At 64.4% G+C, this 16,619-nt stretch carries 14 protein-coding genes; 6 read left to right on the top strand and 8 right to left on the bottom strand.

Going from position 1 to position 16,619, the window contains the following annotated elements:
* Positions 1-60: 60 nt before the first annotated feature.
* The 3 genes from ACQKLX_RS01000 to ACQKLX_RS00990 all read left to right on the top strand — a co-directional run bounded on the left by ACQKLX_RS01000 (position 61) and on the right by ACQKLX_RS00990 (position 5,509).
* Complete coding sequence (locus ACQKLX_RS01000; RefSeq protein WP_427358673.1) at positions 61-357, top strand: FAD assembly factor SdhE; 297 nt, start codon at positions 61-63, stop codon at positions 355-357.
* Positions 358-464: 107 nt separating this feature from the next.
* A complete protein-coding gene (gene mfd / locus ACQKLX_RS00995; RefSeq protein WP_427358671.1) occupies positions 465-4,013 on the top strand; it encodes a transcription-repair coupling factor in 3,549 nt (1,182 codons plus the stop codon).
* Between the two features lie 410 nt (positions 4,014-4,423).
* Positions 4,424-5,509, top strand: coding sequence for a TadE/TadG family type IV pilus assembly protein (locus tag ACQKLX_RS00990; RefSeq protein ID WP_427358669.1), 1,086 nt, complete (start codon positions 4,424-4,426; stop codon positions 5,507-5,509).
* Between the two features lie 108 nt (positions 5,510-5,617).
* Here ACQKLX_RS00990 and ACQKLX_RS00985 read toward each other — a convergent pair whose 3' ends face one another.
* Entirely contained in the window at positions 5,618-6,655 is a 1,038-nt protein-coding gene (locus ACQKLX_RS00985) for an AMP-binding protein (protein WP_427358667.1), read from the bottom strand.
* 14 nt (positions 6,656-6,669) lie between these two features.
* Positions 6,670-8,520 (bottom strand): extracellular solute-binding protein, encoded by a 1,851-nt coding sequence (locus ACQKLX_RS00980; RefSeq protein ID WP_427359257.1) that lies wholly within the window; start codon positions 8,518-8,520, stop codon positions 6,670-6,672.
* A 239-nt stretch (positions 8,521-8,759) separates the two neighbouring features.
* Between ACQKLX_RS00980 and ACQKLX_RS00975 the strand changes: the two genes are divergently transcribed.
* Complete coding sequence (locus tag ACQKLX_RS00975; protein ID WP_427358665.1) at positions 8,760-9,605, top strand: invasion associated locus B family protein; 846 nt, start codon at positions 8,760-8,762, stop codon at positions 9,603-9,605.
* Positions 9,606-9,667: 62 nt separating this feature from the next.
* On the opposite strand, the gene mazG is transcribed toward ACQKLX_RS00975, so the two are convergent.
* Positions 9,668-10,504, bottom strand: a complete 837-nt coding sequence (gene mazG / locus ACQKLX_RS00970; protein WP_427358664.1) for a nucleoside triphosphate pyrophosphohydrolase — start codon at positions 10,502-10,504, stop codon at positions 9,668-9,670.
* 37 nt (positions 10,505-10,541) lie between these two features.
* On the opposite strand from mazG, the gene arfB reads away from it, so the two are divergent.
* Positions 10,542-10,961 (top strand): alternative ribosome rescue aminoacyl-tRNA hydrolase ArfB, encoded by a 420-nt coding sequence (arfB, locus tag ACQKLX_RS00965; protein ID WP_427358662.1) that lies wholly within the window; start codon positions 10,542-10,544, stop codon positions 10,959-10,961.
* A gap of 1 nt (position 10,962) precedes the next feature.
* Complete coding sequence (locus ACQKLX_RS00960; RefSeq protein WP_427358660.1) at positions 10,963-11,514, top strand: regulatory protein RecX; 552 nt, start codon at positions 10,963-10,965, stop codon at positions 11,512-11,514.
* Between the two features lie 12 nt (positions 11,515-11,526).
* On the opposite strand, the gene ACQKLX_RS00955 is transcribed toward ACQKLX_RS00960, so the two are convergent.
* The 5 genes from ACQKLX_RS00955 to ACQKLX_RS00935 form a co-directional block, all read right to left on the bottom strand.
* A complete protein-coding gene (locus tag ACQKLX_RS00955) occupies positions 11,527-12,507 on the bottom strand; it encodes a Bug family tripartite tricarboxylate transporter substrate binding protein (RefSeq protein WP_427358658.1) in 981 nt (326 codons plus the stop codon).
* Between the two features lie 558 nt (positions 12,508-13,065).
* Entirely contained in the window at positions 13,066-13,887 is an 822-nt protein-coding gene (locus ACQKLX_RS00950; RefSeq protein WP_427358656.1) for an FkbM family methyltransferase, read from the bottom strand.
* Positions 13,888-13,998: 111 nt separating this feature from the next.
* Positions 13,999-14,976 (bottom strand): glycosyltransferase family 2 protein, encoded by a 978-nt coding sequence (locus tag ACQKLX_RS00945; protein WP_427358654.1) that lies wholly within the window; start codon positions 14,974-14,976, stop codon positions 13,999-14,001.
* A gap of 29 nt (positions 14,977-15,005) precedes the next feature.
* A complete protein-coding gene (locus tag ACQKLX_RS00940) occupies positions 15,006-15,758 on the bottom strand; it encodes an ABC transporter ATP-binding protein (protein WP_427358652.1) in 753 nt (250 codons plus the stop codon).
* A 69-nt stretch (positions 15,759-15,827) separates the two neighbouring features.
* Positions 15,828-16,619: an ABC transporter permease gene (locus tag ACQKLX_RS00935; protein ID WP_427358650.1), complete on the bottom strand. Its 792-nt coding sequence runs from the start codon at positions 16,617-16,619 to the stop codon at positions 15,828-15,830.

The raw sequence follows: 16,619 nt of genomic DNA, 5'->3' as shown, positions 1-16,619 counted from the left end.
AGCTCGCGACGGCAGGCTCCGCGACGGGGCCGGCCCTATTTCCATTTCGCGAGGCCGATGATGAGTGGCTCGACCCGTAGCAGCGCCGACCTCGACCCGCGCCGGCGCAAGATCCTGTTCCGTTCATGGCATCGCGGCATGCGCGAGATGGACCTGATCATGGGCCGTTTCGCCGATGCGCAGATCGGCAATCTGAGCGAGGCCGAGCTCGACGAGTTCGAGCGGCTGATCGAGGTGCTCGACCGCGACCTGCTGAGCTGGGTGACGGGGGAGGCTGAGGTGCCGGAGAACTATGACAACGAGGTCTTCCGGCGGCTGAAGGCCTTTCATCAGCACGACAAGCCGATCCATGTCTGAACTGCCGTCATGGTCGGGCTTGACCCGACCATCTCGGAAACCAGCGGGCTCTGGTCCTGAGATTCTCGGGACAAGCCCGAGAATGACGCCTTGAGATTGATTGCCCGATGAGCATTCCGCCTCCCGCCCAGATCGCCAAGCCGCAGCTCGAGCGCATCCTCGATGCGCTGAACCGCGGCGACAAGCCGATGCTCGCCGGCGTGCCCGACGGCTTCGACGCCGTCGTGCTCGCCGACCTGACGCGCGCCCGCGCCAAGAAGTCGGAAGGCCCGGCGCTGATCGTCTTCATCGCCCGCGATGGCCAGCGGCTGCAGGTGCTGGAGAACGCGCTGCAGTTCGTCGCGCCCGATCTCGAGGTGATGAGCTTCCCGGCCTGGGACTGCCAGCCCTATGACCGCGTCTCGCCGGCGCCCTCGATCGTGGCGCACCGGATGACGACGCTGTCGCGCCTCGCCCGGACCAAGTCGGGCGACCGGCCGCGTTTGCTGCTGACCACCGTCAACGCCGCGCTGCAGCGCGTGCCGGCCTTCGGCAAGGTCGCGTCCGAGAGCTTCTCGGCGGCGCCGGGCAACATGGTCGACACCGAGGAGCTGGCGCGCTGGCTCGACGTCAACGGCTATCTCAGGACCTCGACGGTGCGCGAGACCGGCGAATTCGCCGTGCGCGGCGGCATCGTCGACCTCTTCCCGCCGGGCATGCCGGCGCCGATCCGGCTCGACTTCTTCGGCGACACGCTCGAATCGATCCGCACCTTCGATCCGGAGACGCAGCGCACCACCGGGCAGTTACGCGGGCTCGACCTCGTGCCGATGTCCGAGGCGCAGATGACGAGCGATTCGATCCGTCGCTTCCGCCAGTCCTATATTTCGACCTTCGGCACGCCCGGCCGCGACGATACGCTCTATGAAGCGGTGAGCGAGGGCAGGCGCCCGGCCGGCCTGGAGCATTGGCTGCCGCTGCTGGCGGAAAAGCTCGATACGCTCTTCACCTATCTGCCCGATGTCCCGATCGTGCTCGACCATCACGCCGATGATGCGGTGGCTGAGCGCATCAGCCTGATCAAGGATTATTACGACGCCCGCAAGAGCGCGCTCGACCAGCCCTCGCCGGGCTCGGTGCCCTACAAGCCGCTGCCGCCCGAGTCGCTCTACCTGACGCCGGCCGAGTGGCGCGGCATTGTCGGCGAGGCCGGCGTCGCCTCGCTGACGCCGTTCCAGCTGCCGGAGAGCGAGGGCAAGCTCGTCGTCGATCTCGGCGGCAAGCAGGGCCGGAGCTTCGCGGCTGAGCGCGCCGACAATTCCGGCAGCGTCTTCGACGCGGCCGTCGCGCATGTGAAGGCGCTGGAAGGCGAGGGGCGCCGCGTCATCCTCGCCGCCTGGTCGGAGGGCTCGCGCGAGCGCCTCGCCCATGTGCTGGCCGATCATGGCCTCAAGACCGTGCAGATGACCGGCAGCTTGCGGGCTGCCTTCGATCTCAAGCCCGGCACCACGGCGCTCGCCGTCTGGGGCTTCGAGACCGGCTTCGAGGCTGGCAAGCTCGCGGTCATCGGCGAGCAGGACATTCTCGGCGACCGCCTGGTGCGCCCGCGCAAGAAGGCGCGCCGGCCACAGGACTTCATCAACGAGCTGTCCTCGCTGACCCCCGGCGACATCGTCGTCCATGTCGATCACGGCATCGGCCGCTTCATCGGCCTGCAGACGATCACGGCGGCCGGCGCGCCGCATGACTGCCTCGAAATCCATTATGCCGGCGACGCCAAGCTGTTCCTGCCGGCAGAGAATATCGAGCTGCTCTCGCGCTACGGCTCGGAAGACACCGAGGTCGTGCTCGACCGGCTCGGTGGCGGTGGCTGGCAGGCCCGCAAGGCCAAGCTGAAGCAGCGCATCCGCGAGATGGCGGGCAAGCTGATCCAGATCGCCGCCGCGCGCGCCCTCAAGGAAGCGCCGCGCCTCGTGCCGCAGGACGGGCTCTATGACGAGTTCTGCGCCCGTTTCCCCTATGAGGAGACCGAGGACCAGCAGAACACCATCGACGCCGTGCTCGACGACCTCGCCGCCGGCCGCCCGATGGACCGGCTGGTCTGCGGCGATGTCGGCTTCGGCAAGACCGAGGTCGCCCTGCGCGCCGCCTTTACCGCCGCGCTCGCCGGCAAGCAGGTCGCAGTCGTGGTGCCGACGACGTTGCTGGCGCGCCAGCACTATCGCAACTTCGCCGAGCGCTTTGCCGGCCTGCCGGTCAAGGTCGGCCAGGCCTCGCGCTTCGTCTCGGCGCCCGATCTCAAGGCGGTGAAGCAGGGCATCAACGACGGGACGATGGACATCACCGTCGGCACCCATGCGCTGCTCGGCAAGGGTATCGACTTCAAGGATCTCGGCCTCGTCATCGTCGACGAGGAGCAGCATTTCGGCGTCGCCCACAAGGAGCGGCTGAAGGAGATGCGCGCTGAGGTCCACATGCTGACGCTGACCGCGACGCCGATCCCGCGCACGCTCCAGCTCGCCATGACCGGGGTGCGCGAGCTCTCGATCATCGCGACGCCGCCGGTCGACCGCCTGGCGGTCCGCACCTTCGTCACGCCCTTCGATCCGCTGATCGTGCGCGAGGCGCTGCTGCGCGAGCGGTACAGGGGCGGGCGCTCGTTCTATATCGTGCCGCGCATCGAGGACATCGCCGACGTCAAGGACTTCCTCGACAAGCAGGTGCCGGAGTGCAAGGTCGGTATCGCGCACGGCCAGATGGCTGCGGGCACGCTGGAGGACGTGATGACGGCCTTCTACGAGGGCCAGTACGACATCCTGCTCTCGACCACGATCGTCGAATCCGGGCTCGACATCCCGACCGCCAACACGCTGATCGTGCACCGCGCCGACATGTTCGGCCTGGCACAGCTCTACCAGCTCAGGGGCCGTGTCGGCCGCTCCAAGGTGCGCGCCTATGCGCTCTTCACCGTGCCGGCCAACCGCAAGCTGACCGAGCAGGCCGACCGGCGCCTGAAAGTTCTGCAATCGCTCGATACATTGGGCGCCGGCTTCCAACTCGCCAGCCACGACCTCGACATCAGAGGAGCCGGCAACCTGCTCGGCGACGAGCAGTCCGGCCATATCAAGGAAGTCGGCTACGAGCTCTACCAGCAGATGCTGGAGGAGGCGGTGGCGGCGCTCAAGGCCGGAATCGAGATCGAGAGCGACGCGCACTGGTCGCCGACCATCCAGATCGGCGCGCCGGTGATGATCCCCGAGCACTATATCGGCGATCTGACGCTACGGCTGACGCTCTACAAGCGCCTCTCGACCATGGACGACGACGGCGAGTTGCAGTCCTTCGGTGCCGAACTGGTCGACCGCTTCGGGCCGCTGCCGGAGGAGGTCAAGCAGCTCCTGGAGATCGTCGCGATCAAGGCTTTGTGCAAGCGCGCCAATGTCGAGAAGGTCGAGGCCGGGCCGAAGGGCATCATCGTCGCATTCCGCGACAACGAGTTCGCCAACCCGGAAGGTCTTGTCTCCTACGTCGCCAAGCAGGGCACGCTGGCCAAGGTTCGCCCGGACATGCGCGTCGTCTTCATCGACGATTTCGACGATGCCGAGCAGCGGCTGAAAGGCACTCGCCGGCTCCTCACCGATCTCGCGCGCATCGCCGAGCGCAAGAAGGCGGCCTGACCGAGGGCGCCTTCGTTCTTGGGCGAAGTGCCACGACTGACTTCCTCGCTCCGCTACTGGGCGAGGGAAGCGCTGGAATGAGCGCCTGGCCTGTCAGTGGAAGGTGCTGTGGAATCGCATCGTTTTGGCATTCCGGAGCTGCTCGCACCTGGCTCTCTTCACCTCGGAGGGAGATCGCGTGCATGCTCGTCGGCCGCCATTTATCGAGCTCGCCGATTTTTGATGCTCATTCAATTCTATTTGAATACAAATTTTATGATACTCAATCTTGATTTTTCTGTATCTATATTCAAGCATTTTCTTGCAAATAAAAATTAATATTGCATTTAATACTGATAATTACTCGTTTTATGAATCAATCCATTGCATTTTATGAATCATTTAAAGGCTAGATTATCTGCATTTGATTTATGAATTGCAAGATGTCGGGCCTCCCACGCGATGCCTCGTACAATCGCATATTCAGGAAATATTTCTTCAATATCTCCGCACCTATGCCTTTCCTGAGAAATTCGCGAAGAAGCGCTGGGGATGCTCCGATGTCTGTTCAGTTTCGATCGTTTCTGAGGGATGTCCGAGGCTCTACCGCTCTGATGTTCGGGCTTGCCGTGCCGATGCTCGCGCTGGCGGTCGGTGGCGGCATCGACATTTCGCGAGCCGCGGCGCAACGCCAGCGCATGGCCAGCGCGGTCGAACTGAGCTGTCAGCATTCCTCGATAGAGGTCAGTTACCGCAGGGCGCAGGCAGGCGCCAATGCGAAGCAGGATTATACCTCCGTCGTCAACGACATCACCAACAAGAAGATGACCGAGGACGGGCAAACCGGTGTCGCGGTCGCGAGCACTATCGTCGACGATGCCATTACCATCCGCGCCAGCGGTGCCAGCGCCAACGCCTTTGCCGGCATTATCGGCTATAGTTCCGTCGCGCTGCAGGTCGAGCGGTCATGTACAATCGTGCACACCCCCGTGCCGGCCCCTGGCCAGATCACCTTCAAGCTCGACTATGCCTATGGATGGTATTGGAAGCGGGTCACTTTGTGGGTTCACAAGCCCGGCGATTCCGCCGACACGCAAATCGCATCGATGGTCTATCAGCCCACCGACAAGAGCGGGGCGAACGGCAGAGGTACCGGCTCTGTCACCGGCTCGCTGAATCAAACGCTCGATCTTGGCGTTTATGACAAGATCTACCTCAAAATGGAGGTCTCGACCAATGGCTGCCCGCCTGGGCAGGCACCCAACTCCGGGGGGCAATGCAAGCGCGGTGAATCGGGGTCGATCTATACGATCCGGACGGATGATCCCAACACGTCGAATCACTTGTTCGTCAACGGCAAACAGCTTCCGGCAAACTCCTCCGCCTCGGTGCTCCAGCTCTTCAAATGCGGGCAGTCCGTCTCGCATGCTTGGGAAGATGGCGGCGGATGGAGCAAGCAGGACATCGGCTTCACCGTCACGGCAACGAACTGCACGCAGAACGACAAAGTGACTTGAGCCTTCCACCAGCAGCCGGCACATGCGGGATCCTCGTCCCGGCTCGATCTCCCGGTTCAACTGAGCCGGACGGCTGGCAGACGGGGCCGGGCATGAGCGGCACGCCGATCAGTGCGGTCCCTCCGGATTGCGTCGCCTGATCTCGACGCGGCCCGGTTCATGCGTGATCACGTCGACGATGGCGAGATCCGGCCGGTCGAGGCGCGGCAGTCCGTCATCCTCTCCGGCACGTCGGGTGACGACGAGGCTGGTCAGCGCCTTGTGGCCGCCGAGCCGGGAGCGCGCCAGTGCCGGCTCCATTGCTGCGGGAATGACGAGATGGACCATGCGGCCGCCTTCCAGGCAGGCGCGCAGATCATCGAGCACGAACAGGCCGAGCGGCAGCAGTTCGACACCTGTGAGCAGCGCGATGCCCGGGCCGGTCGCGAGCGCGGCGAGGTCGCCGCCGACCAGCGTGGTGATGATGCGCGACGAGGCGAGCGGTTTCAGCACGCGCGAGATTTCGAGCGCCTTGGCCAAGACTTCCTTCTCGCTGACCGGGAAGGGGCCTGCGAGGCTGTGTCCATCGACGACACGGATCGGGGCCCGGATCGTGGCCGGCGGCAGCGCCGACGGCGTGGCGCCATGGCCGAGGAGCGGTTCGAGCGCCGCGACGCCATCCGGCACGCGCGCGCCGAAACCGCCTATGAAGCGCATGCCGAAGGAGCGCGCCGCAACGTCGCGCAGCAGGTGCAGCGGCTGCAGATCGCCGATCCGCGGCACGCCGAGCGCCATCACCGCGCCGGAGCGCTCGATCAATGGCAGCAGCTCCGCTTCCTTGGCATGCGCGGGCAGCATCATCGGCGACAGGCCGGCCCGCAGGCTGGCGAGAAGCGAGACCAGAGCCTCGGGGCCGAGCGGGGCGAGGATCGCGACGCAAGCGCCAGGCTGGGGCTTGGCCAGCAGCAACAGGTTGGCGAGCCGGTCGACCCGGCCGTCGAGCTCGGCGAAGCCGAAGGCGCCTGGAGCGAAATCGCTCCAGTCACGCCGGCCCGGCGGATCGCGGAAAGCAGGTTCATAACCGCGGCGCGCGGCCAGCGCCTTGAGCAGGCTGTCGAAATCGAGCCCTTCGACCAGCGCGCCGATGGAGATTTCGTCTGAGCCCATGCGCATTGGCCGGCCTAGTTCGCGGGCGCAGGCGGGGTAGGCAGCCGCGCCAGCGTCTCGGTGGAGAAGAAGAATTTCGGGCGCCGTTCGGGCAGGGTTATCTCGCGGGAGCGCGCCAGCCAGGTCTCCGGCAGGTAATAGAGCGGCACCACGTAGAATCCCGAGAGCAGCAGCCGGTCGAGCGTGCGCACGGTCGCGACGAAATCCTCGCGCGAGCGCGCCGCGAGCAGCGCCTGCAATGTCGCGTCGATCGCGGGTGAGCGTACGCCGGCGTAGTTGAGCGCGCCCTTGCGCTCGGCATTGGCTGAGCCCCAGCGGCCGATCTGCTCATTGCCGGGCGAGGCCGAGGCCGGCCAAGTCCACTGGATCATGTCGAAATCGAAGGTGGAGAGCCGGCGCCAGTACTGGACATCGTCGATCAGCCTGACCGAGACGGCGATGCCGAGCCGCGCCAGTGAGGTCGCATAGTTCAGCGCCAGCCGCTCCTGCGGCCGGTTGGTGACGGTGATCTCGAAGCCGAAGACCTCGCCCTTACCGTCCTTGCGCAGCTGTCCGTCGTTCAGCTTGTAGCCGGCGGCCTCCAGCAGATCGAGCGCGCGGCGGGCCTGGTCGCGGTCGCGGCCGGAGCCGTCGGTTGCTGCAGGAGCCCAGGTCCCGGCGAGGATGTCGTCGCGGACAGCGCCGGGGAAGGACGCGAGCATGGCCTTCTCGCGCCGGTCGGCTGGAACGCCGAGGGCCGAGAGCTCGCTGTCGGCGAAGAAGCTGCCGGCGCGGCGATAGACGCCGTGGAACAGGTTACGGTTCGCCCATTCGAAGTCGAACAGCATCGCCAGCGCTTCGCGGACGCGGATATCGGCGAATTGCGGGCGGCGGGTGTTGAAAACCAGCCCGGTCATGCCCTTGGGCGTCTGGAAGCGGAAGGTGTCGCGGATAATCCGGCCGTCGCGCACGGCCGGGACGTCGTAGCCGGTCATCCATCGCGTCGGATCGCTTTCGAGGCGGAAATCGTAAAGCCCGGCCTTGAAAGCCTCGAACAAAGCATTGGAATCGCGGTAGAAATCATAACGGATCTCTTCGGCGTTGAAGAGCCCGCGGGTGAGGGGATGATCCTCCGCCCAGAAATCCTTGCGGCGCTTCAGACGGAGCATCTCGCCGGGCTTGATCTCCTCGACGAGATAGGGGCCGGAGCCGAGCGCCGGCTTGAAGCTGGTGTCGCCGAACTTCTCGGCGTCGGTGGCGTGCCTGGCGAAGATCGGCATGGCGCCGATCACCAGCGGCAATTCGCGGTTGGAGCCGTCGCCGAGCTCGAAGACGACCCGGTCGGGCGAGGGCGCCTCGACCTTGGTCACCCGCGCCAGGCTGGAGCGATGGAACGGCTTGCCCTTGGTCTTCAGCATCTCGAAGGTGAAGATCACGTCCTGCGCCGTCACCGGCCTGCCGTCGGAGAAGCGAGCGCGCGGGTCGATCTGGAAGGCGAGGCGGGTCCGCTCGGAATTGAGCTCGACCTTACTCGCCAGCAGGCCATAGGCGGTGAAGGGTTCGTCGGCGGAACGGAAAAGCAGGCTCTGCTGGACATAGCGTGGCACCGCATCGGGAGCGACACCGAGCACGACCAGCGGGTTGAGGCTGTCGAAGGTGCCTTGCTGGCCGAAGATGATTCGCCCGCCCTTGGGCACCTTGGGATCGGCATAGGGCAAATGCTCGAAGCCCTTCGGCAGCTCCGGTTCGCCATGCATGGCGATGGCGTTGTCGTTCTCGGCGGCGGTCGCACCAATGCTGCCCGCGAGGCCGAAAGCCGCGAGACTCGCGATGACGAGCCCGAAAACCCATGCCGGGCGCGCCGAGGCGTGGTTGCGTCGATGCATGCTCAAACCTGATTCCCTGCCGCAGGATAACATGCGATCAAACTTGTCGCGTGGCGCTCTTCGGGCTGGAAACCTGCGACGGAACTCGCTAAACGCAGGCCGGGCGTCATTCAAACGCCTCAATCGCGCCTGATGTGCTCACGCCGCTACCGGCTCCGGCACCTTGCCGGTTGAGCTTTGGGTGATGCACGCTGCCGGTCATGGCAGCCGAACCAGTTTCCATGGTCAAGGAATCGCAGATGTCAGCTTCGACCCGCCTGTTCAAGAGCCAGGGCGCCACCGCGAAGAGCACGGTCCGCGGCCTCGCGCTCGTGCTGGGCGCCGCCGTCGCTCTCGCCCCCTTCTCCGTGCTCGCCCAGCAGGCGCAGCCGCAACGCCCTGCGAGCCGCCCGGCTCAGCCGGCCCAGCCTGCCCCGGCGCAGCCCGCCCCGGCACAGGGCCAGGCCGCGCAGACCGGCCCGACCCTCGTCCAGGTCAAGCCCGAGCCGTCGCAGACGAGCTGGACCAAGGTCTGCGGCAAGGACCAGGCTGCCAACAAGGAAATCTGCTACACGACGCGCGATTTCGTCTCGGACCAGGGCCAGCCCGTGCTCGCCGTCGCGGTCTATGACGTGAAGGGCGACGCCAACAAGATCGTGCGCTTCCTGATGCCGCTGGGCCTGCTGCTGCAGCCAGGCATCCGCTTTGGCGTCGATACTGCGCAGCCGACCCCGGGCCGCTACGCGATCTGTTTCCCGAATGGCTGCTTCGCCGAGGCGCAGGTCAAGGACGACTTCATCAATTCGATGAAGAAGGGCAACACCCTCAACATCAGCGTGCAGAACCAGGGCGCGCGCGAGGTCACCTTCGCCATTCCGATGGCTGATTTCGCCAAGGCGTTCGACGGCGCGCCGATCGACCCGAAGGTGCTGGAAGAGCAGCAGAAGGCGCTGCAGGACGAGCTCGCCAAGCGCCAGGAAGAGCTGCGCAAGCGTCTCGGCGGCGCCGATGCCACGCCTGGCGCCGCTCCGGCCCCCGGCACGCCGGCTGCTCCCGGCGCGGCTCCGGCTCCCGGCGCGACGCCTGCCCCGGCTCCGAAGCCCTGATCGGTCGATCAGGCGAAAAAAGCTTATCGACGCCGGGCCTCGCGCCCGGCGTTTTCGTCTGGTCACGAGGTGGCACGCTCGGCGCGCTTGACCTGCTGCCAGAGCGCCTCGAGCTCGTCGAGCGAGGCCTGCTTGGGCTCGCGCCCTTCCTGCTCCAGCGCTGCCTCGATGCCGGCGAAGCGGCGCTCGAACTTGGCGTTGGCCGCCGTCAGGCAGGCCTCGGGATCGGCATCGACATGGCGGGCGAGGTTGGCGATCACGAAGAGCAGGTCGCCGATTTCCTCCTGGATCGCGGCCTTGTCGCCGCCGGCGAGCGCCTCGTCGATCTCGGCGGTCTCCTCGCGGATCTTGTCGAGCACGAGCCGGGCATCGTTCCAGTCGAAGCCGACGGTCGAGGCCTTGGCCTGGAGCTTCCAGGCCCGGGTCAGCGAGGGCAAGGTGGTCGGTACGCCGGCAAGCACGCCCTTGGCCTCAGGCGGCTCGGGCAAGCCGGCCAGCGCCCTTGCACGCGCCTTGTCGGCCTTCTCCTGCGCCTTGATTTGCCCCCACAGCGCCTTGACCTGCGCCGGCGACAGATCGCGCGCATCGCCGAAGACATGCGGATGCCGGCGGATCAGCTTGGATGTGATCGCCTCCACCACGTCGGGGAAAGCGAAGCTGCCCTGCTCCTGCGCCATCCGGGCGTGGAAGACCACCTGGAGCAGAAGGTCGCCGAGCTCGTCCTTGAGATCGAGGATATCCCCACGCGCGATGGCATCGGCGACCTCATAGGCCTCCTCGATCGTGTAGGGGGCAATCGAGGCGAAATCCTGCTCGAGATCCCAGGGGCAGCCCGTGCCGGGCGTGCGCAATGCGGCCATGATCTCGATCAGGCGCTCGATGTCACGCGAAGGCTTCATCGCTGCAATTCTCCATGGCTTGAGGTAGCCTCCTCCCATGATTCAAGTCAGCCCGTCCATCGCGATCGACGACAGCGAGATCGAGGAAAGCTTCGTGCGCGCCTCCGGCCCAGGCGGGCAGAACGTCAACAAGGTCTCGACCGCGGTCGAGCTCCGCTTCGATGCCCGCCGCTCGGCCTCTCTTCCCAACGAGGTGGCGATCCGCCTGATGAAGCTCGCCGGCAGCCGGCTGACGCAGGACGGCGTCATCGTCATCACCGCGCAGGAGCATCGCAGCCAGAGCCGCAATCGCGAGGAGGCTCTGGCGCGATTGATCGACTTGATCCGGCAGGCCGAAGTGCGCCCGAAGGTCCGGCGGCCGACCAAACCGACCAAGGCCTCGAAGGAACGGCGCCTGGCCTCGAAAGAGAAGCGCTCCTCGGTCAAGTCGAGCCGCGGCAAGCCGAGGTTCGATTAGCTTGGCATTGAAACCGGACGAGGAGCGGGGGCCGCGAGATCGGCCGGCGCCGAGGCGGATCGATGCGGCCTATCTGCGCCGCGCCGCCCTGCATTATCTCGAGCGCTATTCGGTGCCGGCGGCGCAATTGAAGCGCGTCCTGCTGCGCAAGGTCGAACGCAGCTGCCGCCATCACGGGCAGGAGCCGCAAACCTTCCGGGGGATGGTGGAGGAGATCGTCGCGTCGTTTGTGGCCTCCGGCCTCGTCGACGATCGCCGCTTCGCCGAGGCGAAGGCGCAGAGCCTGCGCCGCAAGGGGCGCTCGACGCGCGCCGTCGCGGCCGGGCTCGCTGCCAAGGGTGTCGGACGCGAGCTTGTCGCTGAGACAGCCGTCTTGGATGAGGCTGTCGAACTGGAGGCGGCGCGTATCGCCGCCCGTCGCAAGCGCCTCGGTCCGTGGAGCCGTGGCGACCGCGCAGAACAGCGCCAGAAGCATGTCGCTGCGCTGGCGCGGGCCGGTTTCAGCCTCGCGATCGCCCGCGCTGTGATCGACGACGCGGGCGAGGGCGGGTGAGTGCCTGCAGGCTCAGTCCGGCTTGACGTTGGCCTCGGCCACGACCTTGCCCCAGCGGGCCACCTCGGTCTTGACGAAATCGCCGAAAGCGGGGCCGTAGAGGTTCGGGATTTCCGAGCCATTCTTCTTCCAGGCCTCGGTCACCATGGGCGAAGCCAGCGCCTTCTGCACCTCGGTCGTCATCTTGGCGACGATCTCGGGCGGCGTGTTCTTCGGCGCCCACATCGCGTACCAGGTCGAGACCTCGTAGCCCGGCACACCGGCTTCCGCCGTCGTCGGCACGTCGGGAAAGGCGCTGGCGCGCTTGGGCGCAGCGACGGCGAGCGCCCGCAGCGTCCCGCTGGAGATCTGTGCCGCCGAGGAACCGAGGCCGTCGAAGGCGAGATCGACCTGGCCGGCGACGAGGTCCTGCATCAATGGGCCCGCGCCGCGATAGGGAACATGGGTCAGGTTGATCTTGGTGGTGAGCTTGAACAGCTCGCCGGCGAGATGGTGCGTGGTGCCGTTGCCGGCCGAGCCATAGTTCAGCTTGTCGGGATTCTTCTTGGCGAAGTCGATCAACTCGGCCAGCGTCTTGGCTTGGACCTTGCCAGGATGGACGACGACGACCTGCGGCGGCTGGGCGATCACCCCGATCGGAATGAAGTCGGTCTGGATGTTGTAGTCGAGCTTGGGATAGAGCGCCGGCGCGATGGCGTGGTGCGCTGCGCCGATGAAGAAGGTGTAGCCGTCCGGCGCGGCCTTGGACGCGGCCGAGGCACCGACCGTGCCGCCGGCGCCGCCGCGATTGTCGATCAGGATGCGCTGACCGAGCTGCTGCTCGAGCTGGGCGGCGAGGGGACGAGCGAAGGCGTCGGTGCCGCCGCCGGCCGGAAACGGCACGATGAAGCTGACCGGCCGCTGCGGCCAGGCTTGGGCGTAGGCCGGCGTAGCCGGGACGATTTGCGCCAGCGCGGCGAGCGCCAAGGCGCCGAACCATCCGGTTTTCGACATAAGGTGACCTCCCTTGAGAAACATGCCGGCTCTTGGCGGCCGGTCGACAGGCTTCGGCGGCGATCGCCGAGCGATCCTTGGATTAGGGCATCGACATTCCGAAATGGCAAGCGAGCACGCTCACCCCGGGTGGCTCCGAGCGAGGCAGGCCCCTTTGCCAGCAGACAGCGCCCGGTTGCTCGGACCTTGCGGCCGGGCGCCATGAGACCTGTAGAGGCGAGACCTGCAGAGGCGAGACACGCGCAAGGGCGCATTCAATCGGAGCGCGTAGCAACAGGTCGAGACACGCCAGTCTTTGGGAAGAGGGCTCGGCAGCATGCCGTTTTGGATGCGAGGCCGGCCCCTGTGCCGACCAGGTCATCTTCAGCGCGCTTGCACAAGCTCATCGCCCCAAGCGACGCGATGCCTTTGCGCATGCTCGTTCGGAGCGATGGCCGCTCCCCGCGGCCGGCGAGGAGTGGCTTGCGCCAGCGGCCGATCCGTGGCGGGCCCGCACTATCTCGGGCACCGAATGGCCGGTCTCAATCGCATGTCCTGCTTTTGGAGCCGACCCCGCGACTACCCACGCTTCGCGACGGAATTGCGCCACGCTTCATAGGCGGCAGGCTGCGCATAGTAGGCGTCGAAGTCGGAGACGATCTCGAAAACCCGCTGCAGGCCGGCTGCCGCCAAGCGACGATCGATGGCTTCAAGCCGCGGCTTGTCGTGGTTGTGCTCCAGGCAGATCGCGTTGATCTGCCATTTGTCGAAGCTGAGGCCATCCAGCACGTCGAGCTCGGCGCCCTCGACGTCGATCGACATGAAATCGATGACCTTCGGCGCTTTCCGGCTGGTGAGAATGTCGTCGAGCGTCATCGTCTCGACCACCAGGGCTTTGAAGTTCGTGCGGTCATGTGCATCGGACGGCTTCACATGGGCCAGCGACGACAGGGCGCTATCGGCGGTCGCGTGGAAGTTGAGCTTCTCGCCAGAGCGCTTCCATGCGGCGTAACCGACAAGTCGCGCCGAGCGCATGCTCAGATTGTGTTGATGGGCAGGGTTCGGTTCGATCAGGAGCCCATCCCAGCCGTAGCCGTTCTCGAGCATCCAGGTGTTTGAAAGCTGCTCGCCATGGTGCGCGCCAACTTCGACGAAATACCCGTCCCGCTTATAGCCGTTCATGGCGAGCGCAAAGACGTCCTGACCCAGCTGGCTAGTCCTGGGGCCTTTGAAATTGGCCAGCTCGAGAAGAAATTCCATTTCGTCAAATACGCGTTCATCCCGAAAATTGGCGGCACGAGCCTGCTCAAGATACGAGAACAAGTAGCGCAGCCCGTAAAGCTTTGACTCGTAATTTGGCGTAGACATCCGAGCAACCTTCTTTTCGCGCGCTCCGGCCATTCGAGCGCATGGAGTTCTTTACAACATCTCCAAAGCTCAAACCGTGTGGTCTGTCAGCAAGGAGACAAAATTCGTGGTCGCGGGGTCACGCCGGTTGGATCTCAAAAGCCGCTAGCCGGCGGGCTGGCCTTCAAACTTGCCCTTGAGGTAACCGACCCCGACCCCGACGGCGGCGACATAGCGCATCCACCGCTCGTACACAACATTCTGCCAATTGGGAAAACGCTTCGATTCCGTCACAAGCCGCAAGAACGTCACATCGAGCAGCCCGTCGACGAGGAGGCGCGCCAAGGCAAAACCATTTCGAGAAGCTGGGGCGCTCGCGCTGGCGGAGCCGTCATGAATACGGCTATCCTCGCCAAGTCCCGCCGCCTTTAGCCGTCCGCGCGCCAGGCCGCGAAGGAAGTGATCCTTCAAAATGAAGCGCCAACTGAACTTTTCGGGTCGTACGAGATGGCGATTGATTAATTTTGGTTCGTAGACCACGCGCTCCGCCCCGAAGCGATCCCACATTCCCGCGATCACGGCATTCTCTTCGCCATAGCGCATCAATGAGCCAACCGGCCCGTAGCTTTCCGGGAAGCCGCCAACCTCGAAAAGCGCCTCTCGGGACACGCCCAGGTTTCCGGCGCTCAAGCGCGGCGGTAGTCCCGGGCGGTTGTTGTGGGGCAGGGAAAAAGCGCCGTAATCCGGCTTGAACCAGGCTGGCACAGGTGGATGGGCGTGATGCCGAGACAAGACAGGGCCACCGAAACAGGCCGGTTGCTGCCCTGCGGCGATTTCCTGGGCGAGTGCAACGTATCCATCCGGAAACGTGCACTCGTCATCGACATACAACAGGTAAGGCGTGTTCGCTTCAGTCGCGCCGCGATTGCGGGCCCGGCTCGCGCCCGGCTCGGCCTCCGAAATGGCAGAGAACCGAGGATTCGACGCGCTGTAGCGGGTGGTGACGAGGTTGGTATCGTCGCTGGAGCCGTTGTCGACGACAAGCACCCGCCAATCACCCGGCGCTTGCTGCTGGGACAAGCTCGCGAGGCACTCTTCCAGGAGTGCTGCGCGGTTCCGCGTTACGACGATGATCGTGATCATTCTGGCATCCGCCAGTAGCCCTTCCGCATTCAGCTGGCGTCGAGCGTAGCGTGGAATGCGTCCGTGACCGCGATCACATCTCCTTCCATCCGGATGCTTCCCTTGTCCAGCCACAATGCGGTTGTGCAGAACTGCCGGACGATCTCGGTCGCGTGCGAAGCGAACACCAGCGTACGTGCCTCTTCCATCATCCGTTCCACGCGGCCCATGACCTTTTTCATGAAACGAGCGTCGCCTGCACCAAGCATCTCATCCATGACGAGAATATCGCCTTTGAAGTTGAGAGCGATCCCGACGATCAGCCGAGCCAGCATACCGGCCGAATAGGCCGAGACCGGCAAGTCGATGAATTCCCCGAGCTCGGAGAATTCCACGATGCTCGGTACCAGATCGTCGATCTCCTTGCTGTCCTGCGTGTAATAAAGCGCCACGTTCCGGATATTGCTCAATCCCGACAAGGATGGCTCGAGGCCGGCAGAGAGATTGAAGAAGGTGCGGATGCTGCCATCGACCTGCACGCGGCCGGCGGAGATGGGGTAAAGCCCCGCGACCGTCTTCAACAACGTCGTCTTGCCCGCCCCGTTGTGGCCGACCAGTCCCAGACGCCCGCCGGGTGGGAGCGAGAAAGAGACGTTGTCCAGGGCCCGAATCACGCGTTTGCGAGCAAGTCCTTTACCGCTGATTACGCCTCCGACATTCCGCGCCAAGGTATTCTTGAATGACGAGGCTCCGTCCTGAAGAATGACCGGAATATCGATCGTGACGTTCTCAAAAATGATCACACGCCTTACTCCAACTGAGGCGGTCGCCGGTCTTGGGGGCCGGCAAAGGAGATGTTTGGTTTGAGGCGCTTAGACCCAGAACACGAGATATTTCCCATAGCGCTTGTTGGCAAGCGAGGAGCAGATCCAGGCCAGCGCGGTCATGGCGAGCACCACGACATAGACATGCAGCGGAGGAACTCCTCCGAGGAAAGGAAGGCGAACAAGCTCCAAGAGGTAATAAAATGGATTAAGGAACAGCAGGAACTGAGCCTTTTCTGTAATTGCGTTGGGTTTGTAAAGGATCGGTGAAACCAAAAACAGAAGATAGATCAAGGACCCTACGGTTGGGGCTACGTCGCGGAAGCGTGCGCCAGCGATGCCGAGTACATTTGAAAGAGGGTAGAGGAGCAAAAGTAGAATTGGGATATTTATAAATGAAAGTAAAATACTAGGAAAAAATGGAACCTTGAACCAGATTGCGACAGCGAAATAAATTGGCAATCCAAAGCAGAACGCTACGAGATAGCGCAGGACCATGCGAAAAGCGAACGTGGCATAAGGGACAGGAAACGCATTCAAAATCGGTCCCGCTGCGTGGTAGACACGCGGACCCTCTGCAATCGCGCCGCTCATCATATTCCATGACAGGATGCTGATCGCGAGATGAGGGAAGAAGTCTTTCAGATCGGTTCGGAAGACCGTAGAAAACACGAAGGCGATGCCGCCAATAGTGATGGTCTGCGAAATGAACAGCCAGACAAAGCCGAATGCGGTTCGGTCATACTGTCGCGCGATGTCGCGCCGCAGAAAATGCAGACTGTGCGGCAGCCAGACGCGGTCAAGGATGAGCGAATACTTTTTTTCGGCGGACAGAATCAA

Origin of the sequence: Allobosea sp. NPDC003192 (assembly GCF_050275675.1) — a bacterium.
GTDB lineage: Bacteria > Pseudomonadota > Alphaproteobacteria > Rhizobiales > Beijerinckiaceae > Allobosea.
This window is presented reverse-complemented; position numbering and strand designations above follow the sequence as displayed.